The organism is Flavobacterium algoris, from assembly GCF_048158525.1.
In the GTDB taxonomy this organism is placed as follows: domain Bacteria; phylum Bacteroidota; class Bacteroidia; order Flavobacteriales; family Flavobacteriaceae; genus Flavobacterium; species Flavobacterium algoris.
The window spans coordinates 32,259-50,620 of the sequence record NZ_JBLNKT010000009.1 but is presented as its reverse complement, the minus strand read 5'-3'; the positions used below and the strand labels follow the sequence as shown (position 1 = coordinate 50,620).

Here is an 18,362-nt window from a genome sequence, read left to right as displayed (position 1 = left end):
CGCCAGGAAGGCACAAAGACGCTAAGTTAGTTACTCAATAATTAGTTCAATCTGCGTTGTGTCTTAGTGTTTGTTTTAAATAGTTATTTAAGTAATCTGTTTTTCTAATTCGGAGATTATCGCTACCGCTTTATCAAAATCCTGTTGTATCGTAACACTTGATGATGGTGCATATCTGGCTACTTCACAGTTCTCCGTAAGTGCGATAAAATCATTCACCGCTTCTGGATTAGCATTTCTAGACAACAAGAATTCCTGAATATTATCTTTGCTCATTTCTGAAGTCTCAATATGTAATTTAGCTTTCAGGAAATTATGCATCGCTTTTTCAAGTGCAATATAAAACAGTTCTTTGTTGTTGATTTGCTTTTTGGCTTCCGATAAATATTTCTTTGCCAATCTATTATTCATTCGGATTCTGTTTCCGGTAATATCGCCATCAATAGCTTCTTTTTTCTTTTTGAATAATACGATTAAAGGCAATAATAGAAACGGGAAAAATAGTAATCCATAAAATAAATTAGACCCAAAGAAATCTTTTTTATTCCTGTTCAAAAGATTGCTTTTCAACTTGATGAATTTGAATTGTTCTACGTTTGCTATTTTATTCTTATTCTCACCTGAATTTGAAGCAGTAGTTGCATCCGAAGCTAAAGGACCATCCAGTACATTAATCATTATTTCTTTTGAATTAATAGTCTTGTACGTTCCTGAACCCAAATCAAAATAAGAAAACTGTAATGGTTTTATTGGATAATTCCCTTTGTATTGCGGGATAATGGTATAACTATCCGAAATTTTTCCTGACATCCCTGAAAGCGGCGTATTTACTTGTTCGTTATGAACGGCATCATACATTTCCAAAGCATTTGGCACTACTGGTTTTGGTAAACTAAACAATTTCATATTCCCTTTACCGGTTACACTTACAACTAAATCAAGGCTTTCTCCGTTTTTTAAATCAGTCTTTGTTGGTGTTACTTTAAAATCAAAATTACCTACAGCTCCAGAAAAATCTTCCGGTTTTCCTGCTTCAGGAAGTGCTTTGACAGCAATCGTTTTTGTACCCGCTGAAACCCTTTTACTGCCGTCAGTGACAATTACACGTCCAAACATATCATGGCGGTTTGTAGGCAATTGCACATCAATATCTAATGACAAAGGCTCTATTGCCAATTTTCCTGATTTTTGTGGATATAAAACTGTTTTTCTCAATACCACATAACGGTATTTTTGCCCTTTAAACATCCCTTCTTCGGCAACAAGCTGTTTGATATCGATGTTCTGACTCCAGAAATCATTGTATTTTGGTTTGTTGAGTTCCCGCCAATTAGTGATTCCAATATTATAACTGAAATACAGTTTATAAACAACTGTAATCGGTTCGTTGATATACGGATTTGTTTTAGAAATATCCGCAACAAGATAAATATTATCATCTGCTGAAACACTTGTATCGTTTGGATCTCTAGGCTGTTCCGTTGCCGCGGTAACATTAATTCTTATGGGCGATGTTTTATAAATTTGCCCGTTGTACTCTATGGCGGCTTGCTTTATAACTAACGATCCTTTTTGATTTGGCAGAAGAAAATAAGAATATATTTTCTCAAAAGAACTCTTACCATTTACCCATGATTGACTCACTTGCTGACTTGGCCCTGCAATAATCCTAAAGCCATCAAAAGACGGTTGATTAAAGTTATCCCCGTCAACATTCATTATAAAATCGATACGAAGTCTTTCGTTTAAGCCTAGCGTGGCTTTACTTACTCTCGCCTCAAATTGTACTTGAGCGCTAAGTGAGCTACACACCATTAAAACTAGTACTGCTATAAATCTTTTCATTTTCAAATTATCTAATTGAATTACCAATCTTTTTCCGTTTTCATTGGTTTTCCTTTTACTTTTTGGGCATTCACTTTATCCTGAACTTTCTTTTCTTCCTTATTTACCGCATCCAAAAGATTTTCTAAACGTTGTTTAGAGATTCCGCCTGGCGCTGGTTTTGGTTCTCCTTTATCATCCGGTTTAGGACCTTTATTGTCTTTATCCTTATCTCCTTTGTCGTCTTTCTTGTCTTTATTTTTATCGTCTTTTTTATCTTTGTCGCCTTCTTTTTTCTTATCGTCCTTTTTCTTATCTTTATCCTTATCGCTCTTCTTGTCGTTTTTCTTATTGTCATCCTTTGGCGGATTTTCTTTTAGTTTTTTCTTTGCCAAAGCATAATTATAACGGGTTTCTTCATCTGTAGGATCATTTCTTAATGCATTTTTATAGGCTTCTACCGCTTGTGTATAATCCTTTTCTTTCATGAAAACATTACCTAAATTATGAAAGGCTTGATGTTTATCCGGTCTTGTTTTAGCATTTTTTAATGCTTTTGCATAAGCGAATTTTGCTTCTTCAACTTGGTTTTGCTTATAAATAGCATTCCCTAAATTGTACGGAGCAATCGTTTTATTCGGGAATTTTGAATCCGAAATTCTATAATTAGCTTCAGCATCCACAAAATTATTTTCAGCATATTCCTCATTTGCTTTAGGCAATATTCTGTCTTTCTGTTGTGCATTTACAACAAAAGAAATGAGTAATAAAAGATGTAAAATTAAGTTCTTCATTTTATTTTTTAAATGTAAGCATCAAAGTATATTTTTTGTTTTAGTTCCAATAAAGGAGCATATTCCCAATACATTGCTCTTTATATTTTATTTATTCTCGTTAAATAAATTCAATTTGTTTACCCAACTAGTTTTTCTTTCCAAAAGGAAAATATCCAGAAACAAGAAAACAAAAGCAAAACCTAAAAACCATTGGAATTGGGATTGAAAATCAGCCATTTCAGTGGCTTCAAATTCTGTTTTTTGGATTTTATCCAAAGCATTCTTGATATATTCCAGCACTTCTTTGGTATTGTTCCCGTTGACATAACCGCCTTTTGTAGCTTTTGCAATAGCTTCTAATCCTGCACGATTCAATTTAGTTATTACAACTTCATTGTTATTGTCTCTTTGAAAACTTTCTACAATTCCGTTTCTTTTCAACGGAATCGTTCCTCCTTTTTCGGTTCCAACCCCAATCGTAATAATTTTCATTCCTAATTTATTGGCTTCTTCAGCAGCACTTTCGGCACCTTCAGAATGATCTTCACCATCTGAAATCAGAATCAATAATTTGCTTGTTTTACTTTTATCATCAAAATAAGTGGATGATAATTTTATGGCTTCATCCAGCGATGTTCCCTGAGAAGAAACCATTCCAGTATTCATGCTTTGCAAAAACATTTTTGCTACTCCATAATCCGTTGTGATTGGCAATACTGGAAAAGCACTTCCGGCGTAAGCCACAATTCCTATTCTGTCACTTCCCAACTGATTGATAATTTGCGAAACGATTTGCTTGCTTTTGTCCAAACGATTGGGTGCAACATCCTCGGCCAGCATACTTTTGGAGACATCCATTGCAAAAACAATGTCAATTCCTTCTCGTTTTACGGTTTCCATTTTGGTACCAATCTTTGGATTTACCAATCCAAGAATCAGCCCAAGTAATGCCAATAATAACAATACTAATTTTAAAACTGGTTTAAAAACAGAGCTTTCCGGGCTTAGTTTTTTTACCATCTCTAAATCCCCAAATTCGCGTTGTTTCTTTCTTTTCCAATATAAATTAACTAGAAAAACCAACACTACGATAGGTAGTATAAGTAGCAGGTATAAATATTTTTTTTCGTCTAATTCCATTTTTTATCTTTTAGTCGCAGCTTTTACTTTGCGACTCTCATTATATAAAGCTTTTAAAAATTGTATTTCGCAATCCTACCTCAAGTAACAGCAAAAAACCTGAAAACCATACAAATAGCCTGAATTTTTCATCATAATCATAGAATTTCAGTTCTTCGATTTCTGTCGTTTCCAACTTGTTTATTGTTGCATAAATTTCGGCTAACTTGCTATTACTCGTCGCTCTAAAATATTTCCCACCGGTATTGTTTGCAATTTTTTTCATCATTTGCTCATCAATTTCCACTTTCATCATTTGAAAAAGAAATTGTCCGTTTGGTGCAACTGCGTATGGAAATAGTGCCATTCCGTTTGTTCCTATTCCTATAGTATATACTTTAATTCCGTATTGTTTGGCGATATCCGAGGCGGTGTCTGGCTCAATAAATCCAGCGTTGTTCACCCCGTCGGTCATCAAAATAATCACTTTGCTTTTGGCTTTACTGTCTTTCAATCTATTTACAGCAGTAGCCAATCCCATTCCTATTCCTGTTCCGTCTTTTAGAACGGTATCGTATTTTATACTTCGAATAGCATCCAAAATAACTGCTTTATCGCTTGTTACAGGCGTTTTTGTATACGCTTCAGAAGCATAAACCACCAATCCTATTCTATCGTTTGGTCGTTCTTCAACAAAATCGGACGCTAATTTTTTGAGTGCCTGCATCCTATCGGGCTTCAAATCTTTGGCCAGCATACTTCCCGAAACGTCCACCGCCATGACAATGTCGATTCCTTTCGTAGTTTTAGTTTTATTGCTTACATCAACCGTTCTTGGTCTTGCCATTGCCACAATTAAAGAAGACAAAGCCAATACTCGAAACACATTCAATATAGGCTTTAGCTTTGTCAAATACGACGTTGTGCCTTTAAATCCTTCTAATGAACTTATTTTTAAGGTTGCTGATTGTTGGTTCTTTTTCCAAAATAACCAGGCAACAGCAACTGGAATCAGAAGAAACAACCAAAAAAATTCTGGGTTTAAAAAAGTTATTTTATCCATTATTTACTTGCTCGTTTTAATTCGACAGAACTCAAAACGCGTTCTGATATATTATTTCCATACGTGTCTCCTTCTTCATGGAAGAGTAAAATTTGTTGTAATCCCCCTTCTTGGCTAAACAACAATGCCTCATAATACATTTTTACACTGCTTTGTTTGTCTCCATCTATTTTTTGAAATGTTCCATAGGCTTTAATACCTTTAATTCCCTCTTTGGTTTCAAAATCTTCTTGTTTCACAATCATGTTTTGTGCTCCTTGAGCTTCTAGTGATTGCAATGCACCGTCCATTGATTTTTTTAAATCTATTTCGGTCTCTTTCTTGTATTTTAAAGTAGAAACCATCAGATAGAAATGATCCGAAACACTTCCATAAACAAAAGATTCCATTTCTTTAATCAACGCCATTCCGTCTTTAGGCAGCGTTTTAGTCAAATCAACTCGCTTCAGCACTTTTGGCGTTTCTATAATAACACCCGGATTTCCGTAATCACTTTTCACCCATTCGCCCTCCAATAATTCTTTAGTAGGATTGCCTAGAATGTTGTCTTTTACAGAATCAAATCCTTTCAGAACAATTAAAAAAGTGAGGGTTGCTACCAATAAAACCACAACGGAAACAACTGCAGTTACAATACGCTTCTTTCTCTTTTTTAGTAATTGAATTTGTATCTGTTTTTGTCTTTGTGCCTCATTCAATAAAACATCTTCTTCTGCTGGAACCTCCACAGGAATAGAGTTATCTAATGTCAAAATTGCTTTTTGAATCTTATTTCGGTCTTCTGTAATTTCAAAATCCAATGGTTTTGATTTCGCAAATTTCACTAAATCGGCTTGTTTTAAAACACGTTCGAGATTTTCGATTATTTCTTGCGAAAGTGTCATTTTCTTTTTGACAGAAGCTGCCCTAAGTCCTTGAATCAGCTCTGATGTAGTGCTTTCCATTGCTGGAATTTCTATTGCTTCCTCAATATAATTTCTGGCGATATCCGTTAATTCACTATAATAAGCTTTAACTTCTCCTTTTTGCCAAAGTTCTTTTTTATCTAAAGTATCCAGCAAACTGGTCGCTTTTTCTATTGGTGTTTTATGAATTTCCTCTTGTAATTTTTTCTCTTGGTGTTTTTTAATGTACCAATAAATCAAAACTGCAATTCCAACAATCAATCCGATTATCAAAAGATATTTCCACCAATCTCCTATCGAATTATCCGCTTGGGCAATGCCCTTGATATCGAACATTTTTTGTTTTAAAGTATCTACTTTAACATTCGCCACTTCTACCAAAAGAGAATCCGTCATAAACGGCTTACTGTTGATAAAAATCTTTATACTCGGAATAACATATCTACCGGAATCAAATTGGGTTAAACCGTATTTTTTTACCAATTCATAACGGCCGTCCGTTTTGATAGTATCTATGGGATAGGACTGAATTACCTCTAAAGCGCCAAAGTTTTTTAGTTTTGGAAAAATCACTTTAGACGATGTGTCAACCGTAGTTTTTATCGACAGTTTAAATTCAGCACCAATTTTATTTTTAATTGTGTCAATACTTGTGACTACTTGTTTTTGTTGTGCAAAAACAGCCGTAGAAAGCAGTAAAAAAAATAAGTATAATTGTTTTTTCATCTTTTATTATTGAACCCTTTTTGATTTTTTATTTCAGATTAACGATTTTTGATTTCAGATTTATTCCCGAAACTTCTATTCGTTTTGCATCAAAAATCTAAATTATTTCAGATTTGTTTTAGCTGTTTTAATACTTGATACGAAAATAGAAATTAACTCATTGGCCTCTGTTTTTGCAATCGCTAAATTATTTAAATCTGCCATTAAATTTGATTTTTCAATAATTTTTAAACAAACAAAACTTTCTCTTAATTCTTTTAAACATATACCCATTTTATGAATAAAATCTTTACTGCTTTCTGCGCTTTGCGCTTCTCCATAATTTAAAGCGGAGGAAGTTCCAGATCTAATTATTTGTCCAGCCAAATGATTTCCAGCATAATTTTTTTCAAATTTACTTGCAACTATTATTATCGTCGCGGCAAAATCTATCAATCTATTTTCTAATTCTTGTTTATTCACTTACTCACTTTATATTTTTATTTCTCCCATCTAAAATCAATTTTCCACTTCAACAAAATCTGAAATCAAAAATCGTTAATCTTCAATCTGAAATCATCATCTCGATTTAAAATAGCCTAATAATTTAGTGACATAACTTTCGTCAACTCTAGTATTTACAACACCAGAACCTGATTTACTGAATGTTTCTTTAAAATAGTTTACTTTATCGTAATACTGTTTTTCATAATTCATTCGCACTGATTTTGAACTAGTATCAATCAATTCTATTGCTCCGGTTTCAGCATCGAGCATGGAAACCATACCTAAATTTGGCATTTTTTCTTCTCGAATGTCATACACGCGAATGCCCGTTATATCGTGTTTCTTGGAAGCTATTTTCAATGTTTGTTCGTAATCTTCCGACATGAAATCAGAAATTACAAACACGATTCCTTTCTTTTTCTGGGTTCCCGATAAAAATTTTAAGGCTTGGGCAATATCTGTTTTACGACTTCTAGGTTGAAATTCTATCAATTCTCTGATGATACGCAACACATGCGACCTTCCTTTTTTGGGCGGAATATACAATTCGATTTCATCCGAAAATAAAATCAAACCTATTTTGTCGTTGTTTTGCGTCGCCGAAAAAGCCATTGTTGCGGCAATCTCCGTCACAATATCCTTCTTGAATTGGTTTTTAGAACCAAAACTTTCTGAACCCGAAATATCAACCATTAACATCATGGTCAATTCGCGCTCTTCCTCAAAAACCTTTACATGTGCTTCGTTATACCGTGCGGTTACATTCCAATCAATCGCACGAATATCATCCCCAAACTGGTATTGACGCACTTCGCTGAACGTCATTCCACGTCCTTTGAAAGAGGTGTGATATTCTCCCGAAAAGATGTGATCGCTCAATCTTCGGGTTTTGATTTCTATTTTTCGTACTTTTTTTAAAAGCTCTTTTGTATCCATTTTTTTTAGTTCTCAGTCGCAGTTTTCAGTCGCAGTTGACAAGACACAGTCTGTAAACCGAGACTGAAAACTGAAAACTAATTTTTAAGGTACTTCTACTTCGTTTATTATTTTGTTAATGATATCAACCGAAGTAATATTTTCGGCTTCAGCTTCATAGGTAATTCCTATTCTGTGACGCAATACATCATGAACTACAGCACGAACATCTTCTGGAATTACATACCCGCGACGTTTGATAAAGGCGTAACATTTTGCGGCATTCGCCAAATTGATACTTCCACGCGGCGAAGCTCCAAAACTGATTAATGGTTTCAAATCAGCCAATTTATATTTCTCTGGGTACCGTGTGGCAAAAATGATATCCAGTATGTATTTCTCTATTTTTTCATCCATGTAAACTTCACGAACCGCTTCTTGAGCGCGTAAAATTTGTTCTACCGAAACTACCGCATTTACTTTTTCGTAGCTTCCTTTTAGGTTCTGACGAATAACTAAACGCTCGTCTTCCATTTTAGGATAATCAATAACCGTTTTCAACATGAAACGATCGACCTGCGCTTCTGGTAATTGATACGTTCCTTCTTGTTCAATTGGATTTTGCGTAGCTAAAACTAGAAACGGTCTGTCCAATTTAAAAGTAGTATCACCAATAGTCACTTGCTTTTCCTGCATCGCTTCTAATAATGCCGATTGCACTTTGGCTGGTGCACGGTTGATCTCATCAGCGAGGACGAAATTAGCAAAAATAGGTCCTTTTTTTATCGAAAATTCATTTTGTTTGATGTTGTAAATCATTGTCCCAACAACATCGGCAGGCAATAAATCAGGAGTAAATTGTATTCTGCTAAAAGATCCTTGAACAGCTTGTGAAAGAGTATTTATTGCTAATGTCTTTGCTAATCCAGGAACTCCTTCTAACAAAATGTGTCCCTGACCCAAAAGCCCAATTAATAAACGCTCCACCATGTGCTTTTGACCCACAATAACCTTGTTCATTTCCATTGTGAGAAGGTCTATAAAAGCACTCTCTCTTTCAATTTTTTCGTTGATTGCTCTAATGTCTAAAGTAGCTGTATTTTCTTCCATTTTATTATTTTTAAAACCTTGTATTTAATGTCGTCGTTTTGATGGTGCAAATTGAATTTTTTTTTAGACGTAAGATGTTAAAAAATGGTTAAAACTTCGACCAAACCCTTAATTTTAAGGACGAATTATGATAGAATTTTCATATTTTTAAGAACTTTGAAAAATATGCTTTGAATTCGAAGAATTACACATTTCAATAAAAAATAAAAACCATGAGTAAAACAAAATTATCACCTATCGTTGCTGGTGTCATGAATTGGGGAATTTGGGATAAAAATCTAAATACCAAAGAAATGGAAAACATGATTAAGGTATGTCTAGAAAACAAAATCACCACCTTTGATCATGCTGACATATACGGTGGTTATACTACTGAATCTGATTTTGGAAAAGCGTTTGCTTCCAGCAAAATAGCCAGAGAAAAAATACAACTGATATCCAAATGTGGTATCCAAATGGTGACGGAAAACCGTAAAAACGCCATAAAACATTATGATTATTCGAAAAACCATATTATTTGGTCCGTTGAAAATTCCTTAAAAAATTTACACACAGATTATTTGGATGTGTTTTTATTGCACAGACCAAGTCCTTTGATGCAGGCGGATGAAATTGCTGAAGCAGTTTTGAAACTAAAATCAGATGGGAAAATTATTGATTTTGGACTTTCTAATTTTACTTCTTCGCAAACAGAATTGATCCGTCAGAAAACGGAAATCAGTTACAACCAAGTGCAATTTTCGGCTACCAACTTCGAGCCTATGCTTGACGGAAGCTTTGATTATATGCAAACGAACAACATTCGTCCTATGTCATGGAATCCTTTAGGATGCGTTTTCAGAGAAGATATTCCACAAACGCATCGACTAAAAAAATTATTGGCAACATTGGTTTCAAAATACCATTTGGGTTCTGATACGATTTTACTTTCCTGGATCTTAAAACATCCAGCCCAAGTCATTCCTATTGCTGGAACGGTTAATGTCGCAAGAATTCAGGCATTGATGAAAGCCGTCGAATTAGAATTAGAACAAGAAGATTGGTTTGCCATTTGGGCAGAAAGTATGGGGAAAAATGTTCCATAATCAGGTCGCAGATTGTAAAAAACAGAAAAGAGATGATTGAAAAATATAAAAAAACCATGAGTAAAATAGCCTTAGTAACTGGTGCAACCAGCGGAATTGGTAAAGCAACAGCACAAATATTAGCCAAAAATAATTATAAAATTATTCTTTGTGGACGCCGTGAAGACCGATTGACAGCACTTGCGAAAGAGCTTTCTGAATTCACTGAAATCCATACGTTATCATTTGATGTTCGGGATAAAAAGGCCGTTTTTGAAAATATCAATTCCTTGCCGGAAGCATTTTCTAAAATTGACGTTTTGATTAATAATGCCGGAAATGCACACGGGTTGGATGCTATCCAAAATGGAGATTTAGATGATTGGGATGCGATGATTGACATCAATGTAAAAGGGCTTTTGTATGTTTCGAAAGCTATAATTCCGCGAATGATTGAACAAAAATCAGGTCATATTATCAACATTGGTTCTATTGCCGGAAAAGAAGTGTATCCAAACGGAAACGTATATTGTGCTTCAAAACATGCCGTTGATGCCCTGAACCAAGCCATGCGCATGGACTTGAATCCTTATGGAATCAGGGTTGGTGCCATTCATCCCGGGATGGTGGAAACGGAGTTTAGCGAAGTACGTTTCAAAGGTGATAATGACCGAGCGGCCAATGTTTATAAAGGTATCGAAGCATTACAACCAGAAGATATTGCTGATATTATTCATTTTGTAGTTTCAAGACCCTATCATGTGAATATTGCTGATTTGATTGTATTTCCAACTGCACAGGCTTCAGCAACTATTTTAAAAAGAAATATTTAAAATTAAATTTTAGATTGTTGGATTTTAGATTATTTAGACTGTCTAAAAATCCAACTGTCTAAAAAATCTAATAGTAATGATCAACAAACGAATTTTAATTAAAAACCTTCTCGCTCACAATGATGAGAGCAGTTTTTATGATAAAAAGCGTCAGTTGAATTTACATACCCGAGAGGGAAAAGCTAAATTTTTGAAACACATTTGCGCTTTATCCAATTCAAATCCCACGAATAATTCCTATATCGTTGTGGGAGTTGAAGACCAAGACAATACTATTGTTGGTGATGATTTTTTTGACGATAGCCGAATTCAGAATTTAGTGAACGCGTATCTTGAAAATCCTCCAAAAATTCAATACGAAAATGTCCCTTTCCCAAATCTGCCAAAGGACAAAGTGATCGGTTTAGTAACCATCAAACCAAAAAGCAAAACGTCCCATTTCAAAAAAGGGATTCATACTATTTCTGCGAACAGCGTTTTTATACGACGCGGCAGTAATACGATGCCAGTCGAAGGTGAAATCGAAAAAAATTACCAGAACACGGAAACGGTTATTGGCATCGAAAACAATTCAAGAAACAGCATCGAATATACGCTGGATGGCGTGATCGATTTCATGAATTTCAGGCACAAAGACATGGCGCCAAAATATAAAGTGTTCAAGGAATTATTTGTCATTTGCTGGGCTGGAATCGCCAAAAAATCCCGTGATAAAACCTATTTATCACGCGTAGACATTGAACTGATAAACGAACAAATTAAGCTATTTTACTCGGCTCAGGATGTTGTCGAAATCATTTATGATGAAGATACTTTTACGATTATCGAGTATGTTCCATTGGGTTTGAATGATAAAACGAGTTACTATCCTTTAGAAAAACAAACCATTCATTTTCATGATAACGGCTATTACAAAATTGAAAGAGAAATGCTTTTTCAGCCGCCGGAATTCAATAAAAAACTATTATTTCATATTTACAATGCCAATATTACTTTGCTGAATAAGCTCCAAAAAGGGCTTTCGTTATCCGAAAGGGAACGCAAATATTTAGAAAATTTACCCTCGACCTTCATGATTTGTTACCTCAACGGTTTTGATGAAGCCAAACAAAAACTGATTGATGCCAAACTACTTTTAAAACCTTTTACACAAGTGTATTTGTCGTTTAAAGAAGCGTTACGGATTTTGAGAAAAATGAAATATGATGTGCAGTGACATTTAGTTATCATAATTATTCGGCTATTTTATTCCAATAAAAAACGCATAACATATCCATTAATTTCTCTTTTCTGTCTTTTATTTCCTCTATCACTCATGACATTATGAATCGTATTAGGAAGTTTAATGATTGTTATACCAAATTTTTCCTGCTCTGCAACAGTTGGCAAAACGCCTTCGTCAGCAGGTTGATCACTGGATCGTAATGAATAAATTTTAGGCTGAGAAGTTCTGGGCAATTCCATTCTGCGATTGTCTAACGAAATTATTTTATCTACTAAATCAGGGTATTTATGAGCAAATAAAACAGACATATCACCACCGTTCGAATGTCCAATTAGGATTAAATGTTTATAGTCTAAATCGGGATTTGTCTTTTTCAATTCATTAAGAACAAATAAAATATTCTCCGCTCCTCTTTCCCAATTTGGTCGCCGTACAACTTGAGGAATTCCTATTTTAGGAATCAAATCATCTGTTGGTAATTCATGTTGAATACTAACTACAAAATATCCTTTTGAAGCTAAATTTTTCGTCAAATAAGAATAGCCTTTATTTGCTCCAGGGGTGTTTTCTGCATAACCATGACTGACAAGTACCACTTTTTGATTTATAATTTTTTCGTTTGTCTGTAGCAAATAAAATGCAACCGGAATTAATCTTTTTCTTGAAGTGTCATACCAATTTGCACTGTCTAATTTAACTTCGAAATTTTGATTGGGAATTTTTACGTTAGCCGTTTTTTTACTTGAATTACAACTAATTAGAAGAAAGTAAAATAGTATCTGCAGGTATATTTTCATATTTATTTTGAAATTTTATCTTTTACAAAAAAAGACAAATCTAAAAGCCATACTAGATGGCTCGGAAATTCTGAGGAAGGTGAAATAGAATGTGTAGTTAAAAATTAAAGTGAACTAATTGATTCCTTTCGATTGTATTACGACAACAATGCCGCAAACCAAACTATAATATCATTTATCACTTGACATACAAAACTGGTCAAAAGAAACAACAAAGCGAGAACTGCATTCATCTTATATGTGTTTTAAGTTTTTGTAAAAATAACCTAAAATATTTTATCAAACTATCACCAAAAACAGTGATTTTTTTGCAGCACTGAAATAATGATTTTAGCCCTCAAATTTACATTAATTACTTTAATTTCAAATAATTAAGATGCTTATTTACTTCATTAAAGTCCTAATTCCTTAAAAAAATTCTGTCGGAGGGAAAATCCTAAAACATTTTTATGTTGTTATTAAACAATATATTTGAATTGAATAAATTTTTCCAAATTGTATCAATTTATTGAATCAGAATATTTGCTATACTCTATGAATTATAAAAAATTAACCGTAAAACGAAAACCATCATTAAATTATTCCTTTGTTCCATGCACCTTTTTTCCACAACCTTTGGACTGTACGCACAGACTTCTAAAAATAAGGATTGGACCAATCTTCTAGATTCAAATCTCAGTCAATGGGATACGTATTTGAGTTATAAACATAAAATAATTACAATGGTCAAGTTCCAGTCGATAGTGAAGGGAAAGCTATTGAACCCATTGGCTATAACAAAAATGAAGCTGGTGTTTTTACTGTAATCCAAGAAAATAATGTTCCTGTTTTAAGAGTTTCCGGAGAATATTACGGTTGTGTTTTTACCAAAAATAGTTATAAAAATTACCGCCTAAAACTTAAAGTAAAATGGGGAACTAAAAAATGGGAGCCCAGAACAGATAAATTATTGGACGCCGGAGTATTGTATCACTCACAAGGTCTGGCTGGTGTAGATTATTGGAGAGCGTGGATGCTGTCACAAGAATTTCAATTCATGGAAGGACATTTTGGTGATTATTGGAATATTGCCAATGCTGCCATCGATATAAAAGCGTTCGCTTCAGAAGGAGTGATTAGTTCAATTACCGATGAAAATCAATCTTTTTTACCCTTTGGAACCCACACGGAAAGAACCGGTTATTGCACCCGAAAAGATAATTATGACAGTCCGATGGGTAGTTGGACCGAAGTAGAACTGTTATGTTTCGAAGGAAAAAGTCTTCATATTGTAAATGGCCATGTGGTAATGGTGCTTGAAAATTCTCGCTTTTGGGATGGTACGCAATTCAATCCGCTAATTGAAGGAAAAATACAATTACAAAGCGAAGCAAGTGAAGTATACTACAAAGAGGTAATGATAAAACCAATTAACGAAATGCCTAACGAGTTCAAAAAATATTTTTAGGAAATCCGCCTCTTTATTTTCAATTTTGGTCGCTCGGGTTAAAACCAAAACTATAAAATAAAACCGTTTTTCTACTGTGAAGTTTGAGAAATTATATGAATGACTTCAAATAGAATACGTACAATACAACTTTTGAAAAACCCATATTAAAAAAACGTGAATAACTTAAAAGATGCTTTATGATTGAAAGTACTGATTTTTTTTTCTGGTCTTATTTTATAAGTTAAAAAACTGAATATTACTAAAAGTACTAATTCCCCAATTAAAAAACCTAATCCAAAATTATTTAATTTATCAAAATGATAAATAAAAATATTTGAAATAATGTAAACTATATATATAGTAATCAACAATGATATATAAAAAAAAATTTTCTTCATGTTTAAAAAATTTGGCGATGATACAGTATCACCGCCATTTATTATATTATTTTGTTACAGTTGTTGTTGTTGGCGTATAAATACTGAATGTAATAGCAGCAATTAAGCCGTTTACAAATGACTGTCGAGTAAATACCGTATAATTTTCAGCGCCGTCTGCCATTTGTTTAGAATCTGAAACTCCAACTGGTGCTAATCCTCCAATCACGTAGTGATTCCATTTTGTAACTTGTGCATTTCCTTGAGCCCCTTTACCAACAACACTAGTATAAGAAAAACAAGATGTTAACATAATTGACATTGCAAAGGCAACTGTCATAATTTTGAATGCTTTTTTCATTCTTTTGATTTTAATTATTTATTTAAATTACCCTCTTTGAGTTATTTTTAGGCATCTAATTTATTTTAAGCGACTTAGACACATTTCCGCATAATCCTAATCAGAAATATCTTAACAATTGATTTTTTTGTAAAACTAATCTTAATATTATTAGTAAGGCATCACTAAAAGTGGGTATATTTCAAGTGATTAAAAATGAAGTTTACTTCATTAATTTTAAGTTCTTTTGTTGAAATCAAAAAAATTGTCTAAAAATACTTTCTTCCTAACTCTTTTACCTATTTTTATGAGTTCAAAAAATGCTTTTCTGCTATTTTTATATATAAATTAATTGAGACAACTAGAAATGAGAACACTCGTCATAGGCGATATACATGGTGGTTTACATGCGCTGCACCAAATTATGGAAAGGGCCAAAGTAACTACTGAAGACACTTTAATCTTTCTGGGGGATTATGTAGATGGCTGGAGCCAATCACCACAGGTAATTAATTATTTGATTGAATTAAATATTAAAAACAATTGTGTTTTTATTCGTGGCAACCACGATGAATTACTCCTGCATTGGCTTAAAGACAGCAAAGACAATCTTTTGTGGTACAAACACGGAGGTGAAGCAACCGTTAATGCTTATGAGACTATTAATTCGGAAACCAAACAAAGACATGTTGAATTCCTGCAATCATTGGAAAATTTTTATCTTGATGACCAAAATCGGTTATTTATTCACGCTGGTTTCACTAATATGAATGGCGTCGATTTTGAATATTTTCCAAAGCTTTTTTATTGGGACAGAACCTTGTGGGAAACCGCGTTGGCATTAGACAAAAACATGAAACCCGGTAATTTATTTTATCCCAAGCGATTAACCCTATACAATGAAATTTATATTGGTCATACGCCTGTTTCCCGTATTGGCAAAACAACTCCAGTACAAATGGCTTGTATTTGGAATCTAGATACTGGTGCCGCTTTCAAAGGTCCCTTGACTATTATGGATGTTGACACCAAAGAATTCTGGCAAAGTGAACCGTTAGACCTTTTATACTCTAATGAAAAAGGTAGGAATTAGTTTAAATAAACTAATTTTGTACAAAATTTTAATACCCAAGAATCATGAAAAAAATTATTACACTATCATTATTATTGTTAGTTGGTTTTGTTAATGCACAAGCATACAAAGGAAAAGGAGATACTAAATTTGATGTTGGAGCAAACATTCAAAACGGAGGTTCCGGAATTCGTCTTTCAACTGATTTTGGCCTTGGTGAAAATATGTCTTATGGATTTGTAACTTCTTATTTGTTATCTGTTTCTAATGATGATTTAGGGAACAAACCTAAATTTGGAGATCGATTTGATGCAAAAGTGAGATTCAATGCTAATTTAGGAAACGTCCTTAAATTAGATCCAAAAATGGATATTTATCCAGGACTTGATTTAGGCCTAAGAAATTTTGGTGCACACCTTGGATTTCGTTATTTCTTTACGGAAGGTTTTGGTATTTTCACAGAAGCTGGAATTCCAATAGCAAAATATGACAACACTATTACTAGTTTTGATAATTTAAACAACCAGTTTGTTTTTAATATTGGTGCTTCTTTCAATTTGTAGTACTTTTTAAAAGCAAAGAATACCCGAATTTTAATCATAAAAAAAGGCAATTTGAAAATTTCAAATTGCCTTTTTGTTTAAAATGAATTGCGCATTACAAATCAAATTTTATTCCTTGTGCCAATGGCAAACTTGTGGTATAATTGATGGTATTCGTTTGTCTTCTCATGTATACCTTCCATGCATCAGAACCAGACTCACGTCCACCGCCTGTTTCTTTTTCTCCACCAAAAGCGCCACCAATTTCCGCTCCTGAAGTGCCTATGTTTACGTTAGCAATTCCACAATCAGAACCTGTAACGGATAAGAACAGCTCAGCTTCGCGCAAATTGTTAGTCATAATAGCAGATGATAATCCTTGCGCTACTCCGTTTTGAATTGCAATAGCATTCTCCACCGTTCCGGAATATTTCAATAAGTATAATACTGGAGCAAAAGTTTCGTGTTGAACGATTTCAAAAGCATTGTCAGCTTCAGCAATTGCTGGTTTTACATAACAACCACTTTCATATCCTTCACCAGAAAGAACACCACCTTCCACTAAGATTTTCCCACCTTCGGCAACTACTTTTTCTAATGCTTTGTTGTACATTTCCACAGCATGCTTGTCAATTACAGGACCAACATGGTTGTTTTCGTCTAATGGATTTCCGATGCGTAATTGTTTGTAAGCCGAAACAATGGCATCTTTTACTTTGTCATAAATACTTTCGTGAATGATTAAACGACGTGTTGAAGTACAACGTTGTCCAGCCGTTCCCACTGCTCCAAAAACAGACCCGATAACAGTCATTTTAATATCAGCATCCGGCGTTACGATTATTGCGTTGTTTCCGCCTAATTCCAATAATGATTTCCCAAGACGACCTGCAACTGCTTGTGCTACGATTTTCCCCATACGAGTGGAGCCCGTTGCAGAAATCAATGGTACACGTCTATCATTGGTCATCATTTCCCCTACTTTGTAATCTCCGTTTATTAGACAAGAAATTCCTTCTGGAAGATTATTTTCTTTGATAACTTCGGCAATAATATTTTGACAGGCAATTCCACAAAGTGGTGTTTTCTCTGAAGGTTTCCAAACGCAAACATCTCCACAAATCCAAGCCAGTGTTGTATTCCAAGCCCAAACCGCCACTGGAAAATTGAATGCCGAAATGATTCCAACAACGCCCATTGGGTGGTATTGCTCGTACATTCTGTGTCCTGGACGTTCTGAGTGCATGGTTAATCCGTGCAATTGACGGGAAAGACCCACTGCGAAATCACAGATATCAATCATTTCCTGAACCTCTCCATATCCTTCCTGTAATGATTTCCCCATTTCATAGGAAACTAATTTGCCTAAAGCTGCTTTATTTTTACGTAATTTATCTCCAAACTGACGTACTATTTCACCACGTTGTGGCGCTGGCATCAATTTAAATGTTTTAAAAGCTTCGGTAGCGGTTTGCATTACTTTTTCGTAATCGGCGGCAGTTGAAGTTTTTACTGATGCTATTAATTGACCATCAACCGGTGAATAACTCTCCAGAATTTCTCCATTTGAAAAATGGTTTATTCCTGTTGATGTTCCTTCATTTATGGCTTTTACACCCAATTGCTCCAATGCCTCTTTCATTCCGAATTGATCTGCTATTGTTATCATTGTAACTTTTTTATTAAAAATTGTTATATTTTTGACAAAGATATTATTTAGAGTTGAATTTTAATCGAATTAATTTGTTAAAATCGAAGT

General features: G+C 34.1%; 17 protein-coding genes. 6 read left to right on the top strand and 11 right to left on the bottom strand.

The window, feature by feature from the left end; translation table 11 throughout:
• Positions 1-87: 87 nt before the first annotated feature.
• From ACM55I_RS06985 to ACM55I_RS06950, 8 genes are all read right to left on the bottom strand, one after another.
• The gene (locus tag ACM55I_RS06985) at positions 88-1,845 is read right to left on the bottom strand and encodes a BatD family protein (protein WP_416846043.1); all 1,758 of its coding nucleotides are present in this window, start codon (positions 1,843-1,845) and stop codon (positions 88-90) included.
• A 20-nt stretch (positions 1,846-1,865) separates the two neighbouring features.
• Positions 1,866-2,618 (bottom strand): tetratricopeptide repeat protein, encoded by a 753-nt coding sequence (locus ACM55I_RS06980; RefSeq protein WP_416846042.1) that lies wholly within the window; start codon positions 2,616-2,618, stop codon positions 1,866-1,868.
• An 87-nt stretch (positions 2,619-2,705) separates the two neighbouring features.
• Positions 2,706-3,740: a VWA domain-containing protein gene (locus ACM55I_RS06975; protein ID WP_416846041.1), complete on the bottom strand. Its 1,035-nt coding sequence runs from the start codon at positions 3,738-3,740 to the stop codon at positions 2,706-2,708.
• 40 nt (positions 3,741-3,780) lie between these two features.
• Positions 3,781-4,782 (bottom strand): vWA domain-containing protein, encoded by a 1,002-nt coding sequence (locus ACM55I_RS06970; protein ID WP_416846040.1) that lies wholly within the window; start codon positions 4,780-4,782, stop codon positions 3,781-3,783.
• Entirely contained in the window at positions 4,782-6,413 is a 1,632-nt protein-coding gene (locus ACM55I_RS06965) for a hypothetical protein (protein WP_416846039.1), read from the bottom strand. The genes ACM55I_RS06970 and ACM55I_RS06965 overlap by 1 nt, the downstream gene beginning before the upstream one ends.
• A gap of 102 nt (positions 6,414-6,515) precedes the next feature.
• On the bottom strand, positions 6,516-6,875 hold the full coding sequence (locus ACM55I_RS06960; RefSeq protein WP_416846037.1) for a four helix bundle protein: 360 nt from the start codon (positions 6,873-6,875) through the stop codon (positions 6,516-6,518).
• A 96-nt stretch (positions 6,876-6,971) separates the two neighbouring features.
• On the bottom strand, positions 6,972-7,835 hold the full coding sequence (locus ACM55I_RS06955; protein ID WP_416846036.1) for a DUF58 domain-containing protein: 864 nt from the start codon (positions 7,833-7,835) through the stop codon (positions 6,972-6,974).
• 84 nt (positions 7,836-7,919) lie between these two features.
• Positions 7,920-8,924: an AAA family ATPase gene (locus tag ACM55I_RS06950; RefSeq protein WP_416842314.1), complete on the bottom strand. Its 1,005-nt coding sequence runs from the start codon at positions 8,922-8,924 to the stop codon at positions 7,920-7,922.
• A 212-nt stretch (positions 8,925-9,136) separates the two neighbouring features.
• Here ACM55I_RS06950 and ACM55I_RS06945 point away from each other — a divergent pair, with 212 nt between their 5' ends.
• From ACM55I_RS06945 to ACM55I_RS06935, 3 genes are all read left to right on the top strand, one after another.
• A complete protein-coding gene (locus ACM55I_RS06945; RefSeq protein ID WP_416846034.1) occupies positions 9,137-10,009 on the top strand; it encodes an aldo/keto reductase in 873 nt (290 codons plus the stop codon).
• 56 nt (positions 10,010-10,065) lie between these two features.
• On the top strand, positions 10,066-10,821 hold the full coding sequence (locus ACM55I_RS06940; protein ID WP_039108476.1) for an SDR family NAD(P)-dependent oxidoreductase: 756 nt from the start codon (positions 10,066-10,068) through the stop codon (positions 10,819-10,821).
• 76 nt (positions 10,822-10,897) lie between these two features.
• Positions 10,898-12,037, top strand: coding sequence for an ATP-binding protein (locus ACM55I_RS06935; protein ID WP_416846033.1), 1,140 nt, complete (start codon positions 10,898-10,900; stop codon positions 12,035-12,037).
• Positions 12,038-12,066: 29 nt separating this feature from the next.
• Here ACM55I_RS06935 and ACM55I_RS06930 read toward each other — a convergent pair whose 3' ends face one another.
• Entirely contained in the window at positions 12,067-12,843 is a 777-nt protein-coding gene (locus ACM55I_RS06930; protein ID WP_416846032.1) for a serine aminopeptidase domain-containing protein, read from the bottom strand.
• Positions 12,844-13,600: 757 nt separating this feature from the next.
• Between ACM55I_RS06930 and ACM55I_RS06925 the strand changes: the two genes are divergently transcribed.
• Positions 13,601-14,290, top strand: coding sequence for a 3-keto-disaccharide hydrolase (locus tag ACM55I_RS06925; protein ID WP_416846117.1), 690 nt, complete (start codon positions 13,601-13,603; stop codon positions 14,288-14,290).
• Positions 14,291-14,716: 426 nt separating this feature from the next.
• Here ACM55I_RS06925 and ACM55I_RS06920 read toward each other — a convergent pair whose 3' ends face one another.
• The gene (locus ACM55I_RS06920) at positions 14,717-15,010 is read right to left on the bottom strand and encodes a Bor family protein (RefSeq protein WP_035674133.1); all 294 of its coding nucleotides are present in this window, start codon (positions 15,008-15,010) and stop codon (positions 14,717-14,719) included.
• A 346-nt stretch (positions 15,011-15,356) separates the two neighbouring features.
• On the opposite strand from ACM55I_RS06920, the gene ACM55I_RS06915 reads away from it, so the two are divergent.
• Both ACM55I_RS06915 and ACM55I_RS06910 read left to right on the top strand, forming a co-directional pair.
• The gene (locus ACM55I_RS06915; protein ID WP_416846030.1) at positions 15,357-16,082 is read left to right on the top strand and encodes a metallophosphoesterase; all 726 of its coding nucleotides are present in this window, start codon (positions 15,357-15,359) and stop codon (positions 16,080-16,082) included.
• A 44-nt stretch (positions 16,083-16,126) separates the two neighbouring features.
• On the top strand, positions 16,127-16,624 hold the full coding sequence (locus tag ACM55I_RS06910; protein WP_416846029.1) for a DUF6646 family protein: 498 nt from the start codon (positions 16,127-16,129) through the stop codon (positions 16,622-16,624).
• Between the two features lie 94 nt (positions 16,625-16,718).
• On the opposite strand, the gene amaB is transcribed toward ACM55I_RS06910, so the two are convergent.
• Entirely contained in the window at positions 16,719-18,272 is a 1,554-nt protein-coding gene (gene amaB, locus ACM55I_RS06905) for an L-piperidine-6-carboxylate dehydrogenase (RefSeq protein WP_416846028.1), read from the bottom strand.
• Positions 18,273-18,362 lie beyond the last annotated feature (90 nt).